General features: G+C 74.2%; 18 protein-coding genes. 11 read left to right on the forward strand and 7 right to left on the reverse strand.

Features of this window, described 5'->3' with window-relative positions:
* Window positions 1–19: 19 nt before the first annotated feature.
* Entirely contained in the window at window positions 20–928 is a 909-nt protein-coding gene (locus tag ACIRVF_RS01880; protein WP_402812291.1) for a SirB1 family protein, read from the reverse strand.
* 31 nt (window positions 929–959) lie between these two features.
* Window positions 960–1,970: a GNAT family N-acetyltransferase gene (locus tag ACIRVF_RS01885; protein WP_402812294.1), complete on the reverse strand. Its 1,011-nt coding sequence runs from the start codon at window positions 1,968–1,970 to the stop codon at window positions 960–962.
* A gap of 133 nt (window positions 1,971–2,103) precedes the next feature.
* Here ACIRVF_RS01885 and fdxA point away from each other — a divergent pair, with 133 nt between their 5' ends.
* Both fdxA and dapC read left to right on the forward strand, forming a co-directional pair.
* Window positions 2,104–2,430: a ferredoxin gene (gene fdxA / locus ACIRVF_RS01890; protein WP_030287402.1), complete on the forward strand. Its 327-nt coding sequence runs from the start codon at window positions 2,104–2,106 to the stop codon at window positions 2,428–2,430.
* Between the two features lie 20 nt (window positions 2,431–2,450).
* Window positions 2,451–3,599 carry a succinyldiaminopimelate transaminase gene (dapC, locus tag ACIRVF_RS01895; RefSeq protein ID WP_402812297.1) on the forward strand — a complete coding sequence of 383 codons (1,149 nt, stop codon included), beginning with the start codon at window positions 2,451–2,453 and terminating at the stop codon, window positions 3,597–3,599.
* 57 nt (window positions 3,600–3,656) lie between these two features.
* Here the strand turns inward: dapC and ACIRVF_RS01900 are convergent, their stop codons facing one another.
* The gene (locus ACIRVF_RS01900; RefSeq protein WP_402812299.1) at window positions 3,657–4,463 is read right to left on the reverse strand and encodes a hypothetical protein; all 807 of its coding nucleotides are present in this window, start codon (window positions 4,461–4,463) and stop codon (window positions 3,657–3,659) included.
* Window positions 4,464–4,772: 309 nt separating this feature from the next.
* Window positions 4,773–5,840, reverse strand: a complete 1,068-nt coding sequence (locus ACIRVF_RS01905; protein ID WP_402812302.1) for a hypothetical protein — start codon at window positions 5,838–5,840, stop codon at window positions 4,773–4,775.
* Window positions 5,841–5,985: 145 nt separating this feature from the next.
* Between ACIRVF_RS01905 and dapE the strand changes: the two genes are divergently transcribed.
* Together dapE and ACIRVF_RS01915 are read left to right on the forward strand one after the other, a co-directional pair.
* Window positions 5,986–7,062 carry a succinyl-diaminopimelate desuccinylase gene (dapE, locus tag ACIRVF_RS01910; RefSeq protein ID WP_402812305.1) on the forward strand — a complete coding sequence of 359 codons (1,077 nt, stop codon included), beginning with the start codon at window positions 5,986–5,988 and terminating at the stop codon, window positions 7,060–7,062.
* Between the two features lie 112 nt (window positions 7,063–7,174).
* Window positions 7,175–7,984 carry a TIGR00730 family Rossman fold protein gene (locus ACIRVF_RS01915; protein WP_402812308.1) on the forward strand — a complete coding sequence of 270 codons (810 nt, stop codon included), beginning with the start codon at window positions 7,175–7,177 and terminating at the stop codon, window positions 7,982–7,984.
* A 43-nt stretch (window positions 7,985–8,027) separates the two neighbouring features.
* On the opposite strand, the gene folP is transcribed toward ACIRVF_RS01915, so the two are convergent.
* The gene (gene folP / locus ACIRVF_RS01920) at window positions 8,028–8,840 is read right to left on the reverse strand and encodes a dihydropteroate synthase (protein ID WP_402812955.1); all 813 of its coding nucleotides are present in this window, start codon (window positions 8,838–8,840) and stop codon (window positions 8,028–8,030) included.
* 180 nt (window positions 8,841–9,020) lie between these two features.
* On the opposite strand from folP, the gene ACIRVF_RS01925 reads away from it, so the two are divergent.
* Together ACIRVF_RS01925 and ACIRVF_RS01930 are read left to right on the forward strand one after the other, a co-directional pair.
* Complete coding sequence (locus ACIRVF_RS01925; protein WP_402812311.1) at window positions 9,021–9,449, forward strand: DivIVA domain-containing protein; 429 nt, start codon at window positions 9,021–9,023, stop codon at window positions 9,447–9,449.
* A gap of 8 nt (window positions 9,450–9,457) precedes the next feature.
* On the forward strand, window positions 9,458–10,042 hold the full coding sequence (locus tag ACIRVF_RS01930; RefSeq protein ID WP_402812957.1) for a DNA-3-methyladenine glycosylase I: 585 nt from the start codon (window positions 9,458–9,460) through the stop codon (window positions 10,040–10,042).
* A 23-nt stretch (window positions 10,043–10,065) separates the two neighbouring features.
* On the opposite strand, the gene ACIRVF_RS01935 is transcribed toward ACIRVF_RS01930, so the two are convergent.
* Window positions 10,066–10,866: an enoyl-CoA hydratase-related protein gene (locus ACIRVF_RS01935; RefSeq protein WP_402812314.1), complete on the reverse strand. Its 801-nt coding sequence runs from the start codon at window positions 10,864–10,866 to the stop codon at window positions 10,066–10,068.
* Window positions 10,867–11,162: 296 nt separating this feature from the next.
* On the opposite strand from ACIRVF_RS01935, the gene ACIRVF_RS01940 reads away from it, so the two are divergent.
* Window positions 11,163–11,330, forward strand: coding sequence for a DUF3117 domain-containing protein (locus ACIRVF_RS01940; protein WP_070043274.1), 168 nt, complete (start codon window positions 11,163–11,165; stop codon window positions 11,328–11,330).
* A 106-nt stretch (window positions 11,331–11,436) separates the two neighbouring features.
* Here ACIRVF_RS01940 and ACIRVF_RS01945 read toward each other — a convergent pair whose 3' ends face one another.
* Window positions 11,437–12,069, reverse strand: a complete 633-nt coding sequence (locus ACIRVF_RS01945; RefSeq protein WP_402812960.1) for an O-methyltransferase — start codon at window positions 12,067–12,069, stop codon at window positions 11,437–11,439.
* A gap of 174 nt (window positions 12,070–12,243) precedes the next feature.
* On the opposite strand from ACIRVF_RS01945, the gene sigE reads away from it, so the two are divergent.
* The 4 genes from sigE to ACIRVF_RS01965 all read left to right on the forward strand — a co-directional run bounded on the left by sigE (window position 12,244) and on the right by ACIRVF_RS01965 (window position 15,545).
* Window positions 12,244–13,086, forward strand: coding sequence for an RNA polymerase sigma factor SigE (gene sigE / locus ACIRVF_RS01950; RefSeq protein ID WP_223886262.1), 843 nt, complete (start codon window positions 12,244–12,246; stop codon window positions 13,084–13,086).
* Window positions 13,083–14,099: an anti-sigma factor gene (locus ACIRVF_RS01955; RefSeq protein WP_402812317.1), complete on the forward strand. Its 1,017-nt coding sequence runs from the start codon at window positions 13,083–13,085 to the stop codon at window positions 14,097–14,099. Before sigE ends, ACIRVF_RS01955 begins: the two co-directional genes overlap by 4 nt.
* A gap of 122 nt (window positions 14,100–14,221) precedes the next feature.
* The gene (locus ACIRVF_RS01960) at window positions 14,222–14,656 is read left to right on the forward strand and encodes a sec-independent translocase (RefSeq protein ID WP_402812320.1); all 435 of its coding nucleotides are present in this window, start codon (window positions 14,222–14,224) and stop codon (window positions 14,654–14,656) included.
* Window positions 14,657–14,870: 214 nt separating this feature from the next.
* The gene (locus tag ACIRVF_RS01965; protein ID WP_402812322.1) at window positions 14,871–15,545 is read left to right on the forward strand and encodes a hypothetical protein; all 675 of its coding nucleotides are present in this window, start codon (window positions 14,871–14,873) and stop codon (window positions 15,543–15,545) included.
* Window positions 15,546–15,679 lie beyond the last annotated feature (134 nt).

Raw genomic sequence — 15,679 nt, forward strand, 5'->3', positions numbered from 1 at the left:
TCCTCGGGTCCCCAGGCCCTCAGTTGAGCCGGTGGCGGGCCGCCCGGGCCTCCTGGCGGACCTTGGCGGCGGTGTCCGGGTCGAAGGCGTCCAGGATCTGGGCGTAGGAGTCCATCTCCGCCGAGCCGCGGAGGAAGTCGCCCATCCGCACCAGGAGTTCGGCCCGTTCCAGCCGGAGCTGGGCCGGGTGGCGCGGGAGCAGCAGGGCGAGTTCGGTGGCCCACAGCTGGGTGCGGGCGTGCTCGGGCCGGTCGGCGGCCCAGACCCGGATGTTGCCGAGCACCCGCAGCACGATGTCCAGCGGCTGGGCCGGGGTGAGCAGGGCGGGGGTGAAGTCCTGCCCGGCGGCGGCGACCAGGTGCTCGACGTCGGCCGGGTCGAGCAGCCGTCCGCCGTGGAAGGGGTCGGCGAGGACGTACTCCTCGCCGCCGGCCGGGCCGCCGACCGCGACGACGAAGTGGCCGGGCAGCGCGATGCCGTGGACGGTGAGTCCGGCGCGCCGCCCGACCTCCATCCACACCAGCGAGAGCGTGATCGGCAGTCCGCGCCGACGCCGCAGCACGTCGGGCAGCAGCGAGGACTCCAGCCGCCGGTAGTCGGACTGGCGCCCGTGGAACCGCTCCCGCCCGCCGAGCACGGCGGCGAGCAGGGCGGCGGTCTCCTCCGGCCCGGAGGGCGAGCGTTCGGCGACGGCGACCCGGACGGCCGTCGCGTGCCGGTCGAAGGCGGCCGAGCAGGCGGCCAGCAGGGCGTCCACGCCGGGCGGCTCGCCCGGATCGCCCGGGTCGAGAACGGGGTCGTGCTCGGCGGCGGCGAGCAGGCAGAGCAGCACCGGGTCGGGCTGCTCGGCGCGGGCGGCGGTCCGGAAGCGGTCTCTGCTCTGCTCGGTCACGGTGACGGCGGCGGCCTTCGTACGACGGACGGACAAGCGGACATACCAGGGCGGAACGGTCGGGCGGCTACTCCTGGGGGAGGAGCGCGTAGTGGTAAGTGTGACTGGTCGTGAAGCCGAGTCCGTCATAGAGCGCGATCGCAGCGTCGTTCTCCGCCTCGACCTGCAGGTACGCGCCGCTCGCCCCCTCCTCCGCCGCGCGGGCGGCGAGCACCGCCATGACCGCCGTCGCCAGTCCGGCCCGCCGGGCGTACGGCTGGACCTCGATCGCGCCGAAGCAGGCCCACGGGCCGTCCACGACGCAGCGTCCGATCGCCAGCGGGGGCTGCCCCTCGGCGCCGGGGACGGCGGCGAACCAGACCGAGGGGCCGCCGTGCAGGACCTGCCGGGCGGCCTGCTCCACGGCCGGGTCGGTGCCCACCCGGCGGTACAGCGACATCCAGTCGGCGTCCGCCGTCCGGGAGAGCCGGACCCGCTCGTGCCCGGCGCCGGCCCGGGCGGCCGCGGCCAGCGGCGCGGTCAGCACCAGGGTGGGTGCGTAGCCGGCGCCCAGCCGGTCGAGTTCGGCGCGCAGGTCCGCGGGCGAGCCGGGGGTGATCACCTCGACGTAGGCGGGCAGTCCGCGCGCGGCGTACCAGGCCCGCAGGGCGGCCAGGGCCTGAGGCAGCGGCAGTCCCGGGTCGCCGAGCGCCTGGGCGGAGTTGGCCCGCCGGGTGAATCCGGCCGAGGCGCGCAACGTCCACTCGCCGAGCGGCTCCTGCTCGACGGCCGGCCAGCCCAGCGCGGCGATCCGCTGCAACTCGACCGGAGTGGCGGCGGGCAGCGGCGCCCGCCGGGCCGGGAACGGCGGCACGACCTTGCCCGCGACCAGCAGCTTCTCCGGGAAGGCGACCGGCCCGCCCGAGCGCGGCTCGACCACCAGGCCCTCGTCGTCCCACGATGTGAGAACGCCGATCACATCGCGGAACACCGGCCGGTCGTCCACGAACTCGGAGAGGCGCCGTACCGACACGCGAAGCCCCACGTCAGAGCGATCTATCCGGACTTCTGGACGGCTCTCCAGCGGGTCTCGGCTCATGATCCGGCCACCTCCTGTGCATTTGCGGTCCCCGACCCGCGATACTAGGGGCGGGCATCGACGACGCCGCGCTCACCGCGCACGCGAGCAGAACAGAACGGGCCGCCAGGCCCTTCCGAGGAGGAACGACAGCGTGACCTACGTCATCGCGCAGCCTTGTGTCGACGTGAAGGACAAGGCGTGCATCGAAGAGTGCCCGGTTGACTGCATCTACGAGGGCCAGCGTTCCCTCTACATCCACCCGGATGAGTGTGTCGACTGTGGCGCTTGCGAGCCGGTCTGCCCGGTCGAGGCGATCTTCTACGAGGACGACACTCCGGAGGAGTGGAAGGACTACTACAAGGCGAACGTCGAGTTCTTCGACGACCTGGGTTCGCCCGGTGGCGCCTCGAAGCTCGGCCTGATCGAGCGGGACCACCCGTTCATCGCGGCCCTGCCGCCGCAGAACGCCGACCACTGACGATCGGTGGCTACTGAGCTGTGAGCACGAACAGCACGCGCGCGCCGTTCCCGGGTCACCCGGGGGCGGCGCGCCGCGTTTCCGACCGGCTGCCCGTCTTCCCTTGGGACAAGCTGGAGCCCTGCAAGGCCACCGCCGTCGCCCACCCCGGTGGCCTCTGCGACTTCTCCGTCGGCACCCCCGTCGACCCGGTCCCCGAGGTGATCCAGAAGGCGCTGGCCGCCCACACCGACACCCCCGGCTACCCGACCGTCTGGGGCCCGCTGGAGCTGCGCGAGGCGATCGCCGGCTGGCTGCACCGCCGCTGCGGTGCCGAGATCGGCCCCCGGGCCGTCCTGCCGACCGTCGGTTCCAAGGAGCTGGTGGCCTCGCTGCCCACCCAGCTCGGCCTCGGCCCCGGCGACCAGGTCGCCTACCCCCGGCTGGCCTACCCGACCTACGAGGTGGGCGCACGGCTGTGCGGCGCCGAGCCGGTCGAGTACGACTCGGTGGACGAGCTGGACGGCTCCCGGGTGCGCCTGCTCTGGGTGAACTCGCCGTCCAACCCGACCGGCCGGGTGCTCGGCGCGGACGAGCTGCGCCGCGCCGTCGCATGGGCCCGGGAGCACCGGGTGCTGCTGGTCAGCGACGAGTGCTACTTCGAGCTGGGCTGGGAGGCCGAGCCGGTCTCCGTGCTGCACCCGGACGTCTGCGGGGGCGACCACGAGGGCCTGCTGGCCGTCCACTCGCTCTCCAAGCGCTCCAACCTGGCCGGCTACCGCGCCTCCTTCGTGGCGGGCGACCCGGTCGTGGTGGCGGAGCTGCTGGGGCTGCGCAAGCACGGCGGCATGATCGTGCCGGCGCCGGTCCAGGCGGCGACGATCGCGGCGCTGACCGACGACGCCCACGTGGCCGAGCAGCGGGAGCGGTACGCGGCCCGGCGCTCGGCACTGCGGGCGGCGCTGGAGGCGTACGGCTTCCGGATCGAGCACTCCGAGGCGAGCCTGTACCTGTGGGCGACCCAGGACCGCCCGTGCTGGGAGACCGTGGCCGAACTGGCCTCGCTGGGCATCCTGGTGGCGCCCGGTGACTTCTACGGGCCGTCCGGCGACCGCTTCGTGCGGGTCGCGTTCACCGCGACCGACGAGCGGGTCGCCGCGGCCGTGGAGCGGTTGACCGCGGCGCGCTGACGACGCGTCGAAGGGGCCGGTGCCCGAGGGGCCGGCCCCTTCGACGTACCCGGAGGGTTACAGCGGCAGGCCGCCGCCGAGGTTGCCGCCGTTGACGCCGTTCAGCAGGCCGCCGACCGGGCCGAGGGCGCCGGTCAGGCCGGCCAGCGGGTTGTTCGGGCCGAGGTCGGCGCCGCCGAGCCGGTTGGCCGAGCCGTGCTCCGCGAGGCCCAGCACGTCGGTGGCGGGCAGGCCGCCGGGCAGCGTGTGCTCGACCGGGCCGAGCGGCAGGGCGCGCTGCACCGCGCTGGTCGGCAGCGCGTCGGTGACGGCGTTGGTGCCGGGGACGGCGCTGGAGAGCCGGTCGCCGCCGGGCAGGGCCTGGGTGAGGGCGCCGGTCTGGGGGAGCCCGGCGACCGGGCCGGTGCCGGCGGTGGCGCTGCGGGTGCCCATGCCCCTCCCGGTGACGGCCTCGCCGAGCTTGCCGGCCAGGGTCGAGGCGACCTTCGGGGTGACGGCGGAGAGCTGGCCGGTGGTGGCGGCGGTCTGGTCGACCGGCGCGGTCAGCGAGCTGGCCTTCTCGTTCGCCTCGGGGAGCTGGTGGGCGACGATGTTGCCCGCGGCGTCGGCGGAGGCCGGCACGCCCGCGGCGACGGTCGCCGCGCCGGTGGTGCCGGCCGCCTGGCCGAGCTGGTGGGTGGTGTGCTGCAGGGTGGAACCGGTGTCGGTGTTGGTCAGCTGGCCCAGCGGCGCCGCGAGGTCGCTCTTGGGAAGCAGGGCGTCCCCGCCCAGGGCGGACGCGGAGCCGGCCGCGACCAGCGGGGTCGCTCCGGCCGCCACGACGAGCGCGGCCTGGGCGATCCGGCGCGTGAGGGGGTGAGACATGGGGCTCCTCGAAGGGGTCTGGGTCCGTCCCGTCCGCCGGGTGGACGATCCGAGCGCGGACGGGACCTGGCGGACGATGTTGTTACCGCTTGAGGAGCCGGAAGGTTTCGGCCTGGGCGGGAAAGCGTCCGACCGATCATCGGATCGTACGACCGCAGCGAGGGTGCTCACCGGGCCCCGCCGGGCACCGTCGAACCGGCCCGGCACAAGGGGAGTGACGGTTCGCCACCCGGGTTCGCCGGAACGGGCGGTCGGTCCACCGGGGTTGACCGGAATCACCCGTCCGGCGGCAACCCGAACGACTGTGCGTCAGCCCTTCCCGGACGGCGCCAGGGTGACCTGGACGAGCTTGGTCGACGTGCCCGAGGTCTGGGTCTGCCAGCCGTCCTCGGACTCGGACTTGCGCCAGATCTTCCCGTCGTAGGCGACCGTCGCGATGCCCAGCTGCTGCGCCTGGGCGACCGCCCAGTGGGCCACCTCCCAGCCGCTGGTCCGCTCGGCGCTCGCCCCGGCATCGGACCCGGAGTCCGCCGAGGAGGTCAGCGCGGCGGTGGCCGGGTCCGGGGTCAGCGCGACGGCGTTCTCGGCGCCCTTGATCGTCGAGGTGTAGCCGGTGGCGGGGGTGACGGTCCGGCCGAACTCCCGGCGCACCCGGTCCGACAGCACCTGGGTGCGGTCCGGCAGCGCGACCGGGGTCGCCGAGGCGCCCGCCGTCGGCGACGGCGAGTCCGCCGGGTCCGGCTTGGCGTAGTCGTGCACCACGCAGCTGAACGAGGCGGGCTCACGGCCGGCCAGCGCCGAGGTGAGCAGCGTCGCCTTGGTCTCGTGCTTGGCGTACGCCTGCGGGTAGCCGCTCTTCTGCACGGCCTGGGCCGCGTCGGTCAGCGGCATCCGGGTGTAGCCCGGGACCTTGAGCAGGCCGTCCAGGAACTTGTTGGTCGCGTACACCGGGTCCGCGATCTGCTCCGGAGTGCCCCAGCCCATCGAGGGCCGCTGCTGGAACAGGCCGATCGAGTCCCGGTCGCCGCCCGCGAGGTTGCGCAGCTTGGACTCCTGCATCGCGGTCGCCAGCGAGATCGCGGTCGCCCGGTCCGGCAGCCCGCGCGAGCGCGCCACCGCGGCGATCGTGGCCGCGTTGGCTGCCTGCGGCAGCTCCAGCGTGCCGCTGCCCGCCGCGGTCTTCACCGTGCACTCCTCCGAGGCGCCCTGCCGGAACCCGAACCACCAGATCCCGACCACGGCCAGACCCGCGACCATCGCCAGGCCGAGCAGTCCGACCAGTACGAGCAGCAGCGCGCGCACCGGACCGCGGCGGCGGGGCGCCGCTTCGTCGCCCTGCTCCTCGCCCAGCTCCTCGCCGCGCCTTCTCCTGGCCACCCTCGCCCCTCTCGCGCCCGCCGTCTTGATCCGACACCGTACCCACTCGGACGGGTGTACGGCGCACTCCGGTTGCCGAACCGGGGGCGTTCCCCGTCACAGCGCGACCACACAGGGCACACGGCCGCACGGCTAGGCTGACGCCATGAGCAGCCCGAACCCGACGCCCCTGGACCTGACCCTCGACGGTGGCGCGCTGACCGCCCGCCTCGTCGACTTCCCCTCGGTGAGCGGCGACGAGCAGGCGCTCGCCGACGCCGTCGAGGCCGCCCTGCGCGGCTACCCGCACCTGACCGTGGACCGCTACGGCAACAACGTGGTGGCCCGGACGAACCTGGGCCGCGCCGAGCGCGTCGTACTGGCCGGGCACCTGGACACCGTACCGATCGCCGACAACCTGCCGTCGTACGTCGAGGGTGACCTGCTCTACGGCTGCGGCACCTCGGACATGAAGTCCGGCGTGGCCGTCGCGCTGCGGCTCGCCGCCACCCTGACCGAGCCCAACCGCGACCTGACCTACGTCTTCTACGACTGCGAGGAGGTCGAGGCCCACCGCAACGGCCTCGGCCACCTCGCCAAGGACCGCCCGGAGTGGCTGGCCGCCGACTTCGCGGTGCTGATGGAGCCCAGCGATGCCATGGTCGAGGGCGGCTGCCAGGGCACCCTGCGGGCGCAGATCCGACTCACCGGCGTGCGCGCCCACGCGGCCCGCAGCTGGCTCGGCGACAACGCCATCCACCGCGCCGCCGAGGTGCTCACCCGGCTCGCGGCGTACGAGCCCCGCCGGGTGGAGATCGACGGCCTGGAGTACCGCGAGGGCCTCAACGCGGTGCGGATCGACGGCGGCGTGGCCGGCAACGTGATCCCGGACGAGTGCGTGATCACCGTCAACTTCCGCTACGCGCCCGACCGCAGCGAGGCCGACGCGGAGAAGCACGTCCGCGAGGTCTTCGACGGCTTCGAGCTGACCGTCACCGACTTCGCCCCCGGCGCCCTCCCCGGCCTCTCCCAGCCCGCCGCCAAGGCCTTCCTGGCGGCCACCGGCGGCCGGGCCCGCGCCAAGTTCGGCTGGACCGACGTCGCCCGGTTCAGCGCCCTCGGCATCCCGGCGGTCAACTACGGCCCCGGTGACCCGAACTTCGCCCACAAGCGGGACGAGCACTGCTCGCTGACCGCCATCGCCGAGACCGAGGACCGGCTGCGCGCCTGGCTGACCAGCTGAATCGAAGGCGTTCGGGGCCGGTCGAACCGACGGTCGAACTCCACCTTCCGGTTGCCCAACCGACCTTCCCCCGTTGCCTGAAAACGGGGGAGGGCGGGCGTAGGGTTTCGTCATGACAGGCACAGGAGACGACAAGCACTACGGACACGGCCCCGAGCAGGTCGGCGTGCCGCGGAAGAAGAAGGCCTGGCCCGAGAAGCAGAAGGGCCCGGTGCTGGTGCGCCGGGACCAGGTCGGAACCAGCACCACGGACCAGCGCCTGCTGGACACCACGGGCCCCACCGACTGGCTGCACACCGATCCCTGGCGGGTGCTGCGGATCACCTCCGAGTTCGTCGAGGGCTTCGGCGCCCTCGCCGAACTCCCGCCCGCGATCAGCGTCTTCGGCTCGGCCCGGACCCCGGCCGGCTCCCCCGAGTACGAGGCCGGGACCGCCATCGGCCGGGCCCTCGCCGAGGCCGGCTACGCGGTGATCACCGGCGGCGGCCCGGGCGCGATGGAGGCCGCCAACCGGGGTGCCTCGGAGGCCGGCGGCCTCAGTGTCGGACTCGGCATTGAGCTGCCCTTCGAACAGGGCCTCAACGAGTTCGTCGACCTCGGGCTGAACTTCCGTTACTTCTTCGTCCGCAAGACGATGTTCGTCAAGTACGCGCAGGGCTTCGTCGTCCTGCCCGGCGGACTCGGCACGCTGGACGAGCTGTTCGAGGCGCTCACCCTGGTGCAGACGAAGAAGGTCACCCGCTTCCCGGTGATCCTCTACGGCAGCGCCTACTGGGGCGGCCTCTACGAGTGGCTGAAGAACACCCTCGTCGCGCAGGGCAAAGCGGCCGCGAAGGACCTGGAACTGTTCCACATCACCGACGAGGTCGACGAGGTCCTGAAGATCCTCGCCGAAGCCCGCCGGCCCGTGAACGGGATCTAGCGCGGGCGCCCCGGCGGCGGGCCGAGCGCCGTCGGGAGGCGCGCTACGCCAGTCCCCGGCGGGCGACCGCCGGCGGGCGGGTGCCCCGGATCGAGGCGACCATGTCCAGCACCTGGCGGGTCTCCTCGACCTGGTGCACCCGGTAGACCCGGGCGCCCAGCCAGGCCGAGACCGCGGTGGTGGCCAGGGTGCCGAGCAGCCGCTCGTCCACCGGACGGTCCAGGGTCTCGCCGACGAAGTCCTTGTTGGAGAGCGAGACCAGCACCGGGAAGCCGGTCGCGGTCATCTCCGGCAGCCGCCGGGTGGCCTCCAACGAGTGCCGGGTGTTCTTGCCGAAGTCGTGCCCCGGGTCGATGATCACCGCGTCCCGGCGGACGCCCAGCTCCACGGCCCGCTCGGCGAGCCCCACGGTGACCCGCAGGATGTCCGCCATCACGTCCTCGTACCCGGCCCGGTGCGGCCGGGTGCGCGGCTCGGCGCCGCCCGCGTGGGTGCAGACCAGCCCGACGTCGTGGCGGGCGGCCACCTCGGCGAGCTTCGGGTCCACCCCGCCCCAGGCGTCGTTCAGCAGGTCCGCGCCCACCTCGCAGACCGCCTCGCCGACCTCGTGCCGCCAGGTGTCCACGCTGATCACCGCCCCGGGGTGGCGCTTGCGCAGCTCGGCCACGAAGGGCACGGTGCGCCGCAGCTCCTCCTCGACCGTGACCTCGTCGCCCGGGCCGGCCTTCACCCCGCCGATGTCCAGGATCGCCGCGCCCTCGGCCATCGCGCGGTCGGCGGCGGCGAACGCGGCCTCGTCGGCGAAGGTCGCGCCCCTGTCGAAGAACGAGTCCGGAGTCCGGTTCACGATCGCCATGATCACCAGCTCGTCGTCACCGAATTCCCGCGGTCCCAGGCGCAGTGCCACCGATGTCTCCTCCACAGCTCCTACGGGTGCGATGATGGCCCCCGGCCTCACCAGGGACCATGCTGTCATGATCGGCCCGGTTCCCTGGCACCTCGGAGGAGGCCGACCGGGAGTTCGGGAGGACAGCTCGTGTTCTGGGTGATCGTGGTCGCCATGGCCGTGGTGGTCGGCGGCGCCGCGCTGGTGGCGCTCGGCGGGGGCGGCTCGATGCCGGAGGCGGTGCCGGACCGCATCGCCGCGCGGCTGCCGCAGGACCGCCCGCTGAACAAGGCGGACGTCGACGACCTGCGCCTGCCGATGGCCGTGCGCGGCTACCGGATGGACGAGGTGGACGACGTCCTGGACCGCCTCGGCGCCGAACTCGCCTACCGCGACTCGCGGATCGCCGAGCTGGAGGCCGCCGCCCACCTGCGCGGCGCGGTCGAGGCCACCACCGCCCCCGACCCGGCCGCCGAACCGCTGCCCGGCCTGGAGTCCTTCGCCGAGGTGGTCAAGCCGACCGTGGTGCTCGGCAAGGAGCAGGCCCCCGAGGACGCGAAGCCGGTGGAGGACCGGTGACCGGGACCGTGGGAGGCGCCGTGCTCGGCGCGGACGGCCTGCGCCGCTGCGGCTGGGGCGACTCCACCGACGACTACCGGGTCTACCACGACACCGAGTGGGGCCGCCCGGTGCACGGCGACGACGCCCTGTTCGAGCGGGTCTGCCTGGAGGCCTTCCAGTCCGGCCTGTCCTGGCTGACCATCCTGCGCCGCCGGGAGGGCTTCCGGGCCGCGTTCGCCGGCTTCGAGATCGGCAAGGTCGCCGAGTTCGGCGAGGCCGACAAGGAGCGGCTGCTCGCCGACACCGGCATCATCCGCAACCGGGCCAAGATCGAGGCGGCGATCGCCAACGCCAGGGCCGCCCGCGACCTGGACGGCGGACTGGACGCGCTGATCTGGCGGTTCGCCGCCGACCCGGGCCGTCCGGCACCCCGCACGCTGGGCGAGGTGCCGGCCGTCACCCCCGAGTCGACGGCGCTCGCGAAGGCGCTGAAGAAGGAGGGCTTCCGTTTCGTCGGCCCGACCACCGCGTACGCCCTGATGCAGGCCTGCGGCCTGGTCGACGACCACCTGGCGGACTGCCACGTCCGCACCGGCGGCGGGAAGCGCTAGGAGCCGCCGGGCGCCGGGCGGCGTCAGCGCCCGACGTACTTCGGCTTCTCCTTGGCGATGAAGGCGCGCACCGCGATCCGGTGGTCCTCGCTCTCCCCGGCCAGGGTCTGCAACTCGTCCTCCTTGTCGAGAAGTTCGTCCAGCGAGTGCGAAGCGCCGTACGCCAGCGACTCCTTGACCGCGCCGTAGGCCACCGTCGGGCCCTCGGCCAGCTCGCGGGCGAAGACCCGTGCGGTGGCGGCGAGTTCGTCGGCCGGCACGACCTTGGTGGCCAGGCCCAGCTCCATCGCCTCGGCGGCCTTGACCGTCCGGGGCAGCATCAGCAGCTCGGTGGCCTTGGCGTGCCCGACCAGCCGGGGCAGCGTCCAGGACGCGCCGGAGTCGGCGGTCAGGCCGATCCCGGTGAAGGCGGTGTTGAAGCCGGCCCGGTCGGAGAGGATCCGGAAGTCGCAGGCGAAGGCGAGCGAGGCGCCCGCCCCGGCCGCCACCCCGCCGACGGCGGCGACGGTCGGCTTGCGCATCCCGGCCAGCGCGCGGGTCAGCGGGTTGTAGTGCTCGGCGACCGTGCGCAGCGCGCCCTCGCCGGTCTCCTCGAAGCGCTTCAGCAGGGCCAGGTGCTCGTTGAGGTCCTGCCCGACGCAGAAGGCCCGCTCGCCCGCCCCGGTCAGCAGCACCGCGCGCACCGCCGGGTCCCCAGCCGCCTCGATCACGGTGTCGCGCAGCGCCACCTTGGTGGCGACGTCGAGGGCGTTCATCGCCTCCGGTCGGTTGATGGTGATGACGGCCAGGCCGCCGTCCAGCTCGTACAGCACGGAATCCGACATGGGCGAGGGCTCCCTCGGTGATCGTCGCGTGGGTGGTGGTGCCAGGATGCCGGAGTGCGGGGCGGCGTGGGGAGTGTGAGGTATCGCACCTTCCGGCCGTACCGGGACCGCCGCCACGCCGGGACTTATGACGCCAATTGCGGTGGTTGCAGCCGGTCCGGCCGTGGTTGCACCGAGAGTGATGTTGGTCATCAGGCCGTGCCATGCGGGATAATGGCTTCCGATCAATGCGTTCGATACCGGCGGTGGACGGACTGCCGGTGCGTAGCTGAGCGGTTGCAGGAAGGGGAACGAGCATGGCGGCCATGAAGCCGCGGACGGGTGACGGCCCGCTCGAAGTCACCAAAGAGGGGCGGGGCATCATCATGCGCGTTCCGCTCGAAGGCGGCGGACGCCTCGTGGTGGAGCTCACGCCTGACGAGGCCAAAGCCCTGGGCGATGCCCTGATGGAGGTCACCGGCTGACCGCAGCGGGTGCTCGTCTCCTGGAGACGTACCGCCGGGCCCGGGTGCGACGTCATGTCGGCCCGGGCCCGCGCGTTCTCCGCGGACGGTGCGGCTGGGACCTGTCCTAGCGCTTGACGGCGCAGAGCAGCCCGTCCGAGACCGGCAGCAGCGCGGGCAGCAGCGTCTCGCTCTCCCGCACGTCCCGGACCAGGTCCCGCACGGCTCCGGTCTGCGGGTCCTGCAGCTCCGGCTCGGCGAGGCGGCCCTCCTGGAAGACCCCCTCGAAGCAGACCATCCCGCCGGGCCGCAGCAGCCGCAGCGACTCCAGCAGGTACTCGCGGGACTCGGCCGGGTCCCCGTCGCAGAACACCAGGTCGTACTGGCCGTCGGCGAGCCGGGGGAGCACCTCCAGGGCCCGGCCCGGTATGAACCGCGAGCGGTTGGCCGCGAACCCGGCCGCCTGGTACGCCTCGCGGGCCAGCTGCTGGCGCACCGGCTCCGAGTCCACCGTGGTGAGCACGCCGTCGGGCCGCATCCCGCGCAGCAGGTAGACCCCGGACACGCCGGTGCCGGTGCCGATCTCGGCCACCGCCTTGGCGTCCAGCGCCGCGGCCAGCAGCCGCAGGCACGCCCCGCCGCTCGGCCCGATGGCCCGTATGCCGGTGCGCGCGGACTGCGCCCGGGCGTAGGTCAGCACCGCGTCCTCGCCCACGTAGGTGTCGGCGAGGGCCGCGCGCGCGGGCCCGAACTCGCTGATGGCTGCCTCTTTCGGAGCCCCGGGCGGCGGCCCGGCGCGGAGGGATGTCGATATTTCCTGCCACAGATTACTGGCCGGGCGGGAACCGCGTACGGCGGCGGGCCGTTGTCACTGAGGACCGGGTGCACAAGGCCTCCCGGGCACTTTTATCCGGGCTTGACGGGTGAGGTGGATATGGTGGTGGCCCTGCTGGGCAGAAGAGCCGACCGAGGAGGTGTGGCCGAGGGCGACGTCCCTGTGCGGCGGCACTTCCGCGGCACCTCGTCGGCCCGTACGCCGAAGCCCGTGATGAACCAGCCTGCGCACTCCGACCTGGACCAGCCCGCCGCCGAGACGCCGGCCGCCGGTACCACCGAGGCCCCTGTCCTCGCGACCTTCGCCGAGGGTCCCGACGCGCAGACCTGGACTCCGCCCACGTGGGAGGAGATCGTCGAGGCCCACAGCGCCCGCGTCTACCGCCTCGCCTACCGCCTGACGGGCAATCAGCACGACGCCGAGGACCTCACCCAGGAGGTCTTCGTCCGGGTGTTCCGTTCGCTGTCCACCTACACCCCCGGCACGTTCGAGGGCTGGCTGCACCGGATCACCACGAACCTGTTCCTGGACATGGTCCGCCGCCGCCAGCGCATCCGCTTCGACGCGCTCGGCGAGGACGCGGCCGAGCGGCTCGCCTCCCGCGAGCCCAGCCCGGCCCAGCACTTCAGCGACACCCACTTCGACGCCGACGTGCAGCAGGCCCTGGACACCCTCGCCCCGGAGTTCCGCGCCGCCGTGGTGCTCTGCGACATCGAGGGCCTGTCCTACGAGGAGATCGCCGCCACGCTGGGCGTCAAGCTCGGCACCGTCCGCAGCCGCATCCACCGCGGCCGCTCCCACCTGCGCGCCGCGCTCAAGCACCGGGCCCCCGGCTCGGCGCCGGGCCGCGAGCGCCGCGGCGGCTCGGAGGAGCCGGTGCCGGTGGGCGCCGTCGCCGAGGTCGCGGCCGCACCGGGCGGGCGCGGACGGAGGCGATCGTGAGCGGAACCAGCCGGTCCGGTCCGGACCGTTCGGATGCGTCCGAACGGTCCTCGATCCGGCGGGGCTGGGCCCTGCCGGGCCGCCGTGGCGCCGGGGACCCGGCGGACGGTGAACCCGGTGACCCCGTGCTGCCCGCCGTCCCGCTGCCCGCCGACACGGCACTGCGCCCGGTGCCCGTCCGGCCCGCCGAACCCCCGGCCGAGGAGCACCACCTCGGCGACCGGCTGTCCTCCTTCCTGGACGGCGAGCTCGGCCACGACTCCCGCGAGCGGGTGCTGGCCCACCTGGCGACCTGCCCGCAGTGCAAGGCAGAGGCCGACGAGGGCCGGTCCGTCAAGCACCTGCTGACCCGCACCGACACCCCGGGCCCCTCCTCCGCGCTGATGGCCCGGCTGATGGCCGTCGGCAACCTGCCCGAGGACGCCCCGGCGGACGCCGGCTGGCCGCCCCGGCGCGGCCGCGACGACGACGACCTGCCCGGCGGAGGGATCCCCTCCGCCGGCACCTTCGGCGGCAGCCGGCTCACCGGCGGCTCCTTCGGCCGCGGGGCCGGCGCCTCCTTCGGCGCGGGAGCGCTCGGCGCCGACTCCCCGGTGCCCGGGGTGGACCCGCGCGCCTTCGGCCGCGGCTCGGTGCTGCGGCCGCTGATGGGGCGGCGGACCGCCGCCCGCCCCGAGGCCACGCCGCGGCCGCAGGCCGCCGTAGCCGCCGTCCGCCCCTCGGCGCCCCGCGGGCGCCGGCTGGTGTTCGCCGCGGCGGGCGCCTTCTCGGTCGCCGCGGTGACCCTCGGCGGCGTCGGCGGGCTCACCCAGGGCGAGGAGCAGCACGGCACCACGGTCAGTCCGGTCGGCGGCAGCGGCACCAGCGGCCGCGCCGGACTGGTCCCGATGACCGCCCAGATCCCGGTGGACTTCCCGGCCCGCCCGGTGGCCGCCACCCGTGAGGCGAACCCGTCCTCCTCGCCGGAGCGCTTCCCGGGCGAGGTCGCCGCCCTGCGCCAGCAGATCCGCTAGAACAGCTTTCGCCCCGGGCCATCGGCCGGTCTTTACCACGGTTTCATCCCGCCGTGGAACAGGGACCCGCCGGTGGCCATTACCCTGTAGGAACCGTCGTCCGACGAGCTAGGGAGCAGAGGTTGTTCAGCGATGTAGGTGGGCTGGAGATCCTGACCCTGATCGTGATGGCGATCATCATCTTCGGCCCCGACAAGCTGCCGAAGCTGATCCAGGACACCATGGGCTTCATCCGGAAGGTCCGTTCCTTCGCCGACAACGCGAAGGAGGACATCCGCAGCGAGCTGGGCCCGGAGTTCAAGGACTTCGAGTTCGAGGACCTCAACCCCAAGACCTTCGTCCGCAAGCAGCTGATGGGCGACGAGCAGGACCCGCTGGGCCTGAAGGGCATGAAGGAGTCGCTCGACATCCGCTCCGTCCTGGACGACAAGCCCGCGGCGCCGGTGAACGGCCGTGCGGGCAGCGTGGGTTTCGACAAGGCGGCCCCGGCGCCCGCCTCCACCGGCGCCCCCCTCCAGCCCGGCGAGCGGCCCCCGTTCGACCCCGACGCGACCTGAGCGCACCGGGTGCGCCACCCGGCGCCACCGCCCCGCCCGGCCGCCCGGCTGAGCGGGGCGGCGGCGTGTGCGCCGCTATTGTGCTGATTGTTCCCGCTGAGCCGTCCGTCACATCCGCGTCCGCGCGGACCAGGAACGGCCCCCGGGAACGCCGAGGTGCGCCACCATGGGAGCGCGCCACGGCAGGCACACGTGCGTTTGAGGAGGCCCGGGGATGGACGCGACGAGTCAGGCGGGAGGGGCGACGGCCACGGCCGGCGGCCCGGTGGTCGGCGGGCAGGCCGGCCCGGCGGACCCGCTGCTGCCCTACCTGTCCGCCGATTTCCCCTGGTACGGACTGGACGAGGCCTGGACCGGCCGCCGCTTCCTGATGCAGGCCGGCGTCGGCGGCCCCCGCGCCGGGGCGGCCGGCGTCGACTACGGCACCCTCGGCCACGGCGACGAGCCGGCCAAGCAGTTCGAGCCGCGCGACGTGCGGAAGTTCGCCGTCGTGGTCACCGTGGCCCGCCGGGACAGCCGCCGCAGCGCCGACAACACCGGCACGCTGGAGGCGACCTCCGCCTCCTCCGCCGCCTGGCTGGCCGGCTCCGGCCTGCTCGCCGCGACCTGGCCCGGCCAGCTGGACCGCACGCTGCGCCAGGACTGGCTGGACCAGCAGAGCACCCTCGCGTGGGACCTCGCGGACGACCTGGCCGGCCCCGGCTGGTCCACCCTGAGCCTGCCGGTCAACGGCCTGCCGCAGCCCTTCCGCTACCGCGAGTCCGAGTACGGCTGGGTGCTCGCGGGCGAGGCCCCCGGCGTGCTGCTCGGGGCCTTCGGCCGGGGCGTGAGCGCCTACGGCATCGGTTTCTCCACCGTCCCGGACCTGGGCAGTTACACCCGGCCGTAGGGCGTCCCCGACGCGCCCCGACGCCCACGGACGCGGGGGGGGGGGGGGGGGGGCCCCCCCCCCCCCCCCCCGCCCCCCCGGCCCCCGCCCCGGGGGGGGGGAGGCGCCCCCCACAACCCCCCCCCCCCCCCCCC

The sequence above is a fragment of the Kitasatospora sp. NPDC101157 genome (assembly GCF_044768255.1).
Lineage (GTDB): Bacteria > Actinomycetota > Actinomycetes > Streptomycetales > Streptomycetaceae > Kitasatospora.

Excerpts from the sequence above, each read along its gene's own strand:
- dapE (WP_402812305.1), top strand. The coding sequence starts at position 5,986 with ATGAGCAGCCCGAACCCGACGCCCCTGGACCTGACCCTCGACGGTGGC.
- ACIRVF_RS01965 (WP_402812322.1), top strand. The coding sequence starts at position 14,871 with ATGGACGCGACGAGTCAGGCGGGAGGGGCGACGGCCACGGCCGGCGGC.
- ACIRVF_RS01915 (WP_402812308.1), top strand. The coding sequence starts at position 7,175 with ATGACAGGCACAGGAGACGACAAGCACTACGGACACGGCCCCGAGCAG.
- ACIRVF_RS01885 (WP_402812294.1), bottom strand. The coding sequence starts at position 1,970 with ATGAGCCGAGACCCGCTGGAGAGCCGTCCAGAAGTCCGGATAGATCGC.
- ACIRVF_RS01940 (WP_070043274.1), top strand. The coding sequence starts at position 11,163 with ATGGCGGCCATGAAGCCGCGGACGGGTGACGGCCCGCTCGAAGTCACC.
- folP (WP_402812955.1), bottom strand. The coding sequence starts at position 8,840 with ATGGCGATCGTGAACCGGACTCCGGACTCGTTCTTCGACAGGGGCGCG.
- sigE (WP_223886262.1), top strand. The coding sequence starts at position 12,244 with ATGGTGGTGGCCCTGCTGGGCAGAAGAGCCGACCGAGGAGGTGTGGCC.
- ACIRVF_RS01935 (WP_402812314.1), bottom strand. The coding sequence starts at position 10,866 with ATGTCGGATTCCGTGCTGTACGAGCTGGACGGCGGCCTGGCCGTCATC.
- ACIRVF_RS01900 (WP_402812299.1), bottom strand. The coding sequence starts at position 4,463 with ATGTCTCACCCCCTCACGCGCCGGATCGCCCAGGCCGCGCTCGTCGTG.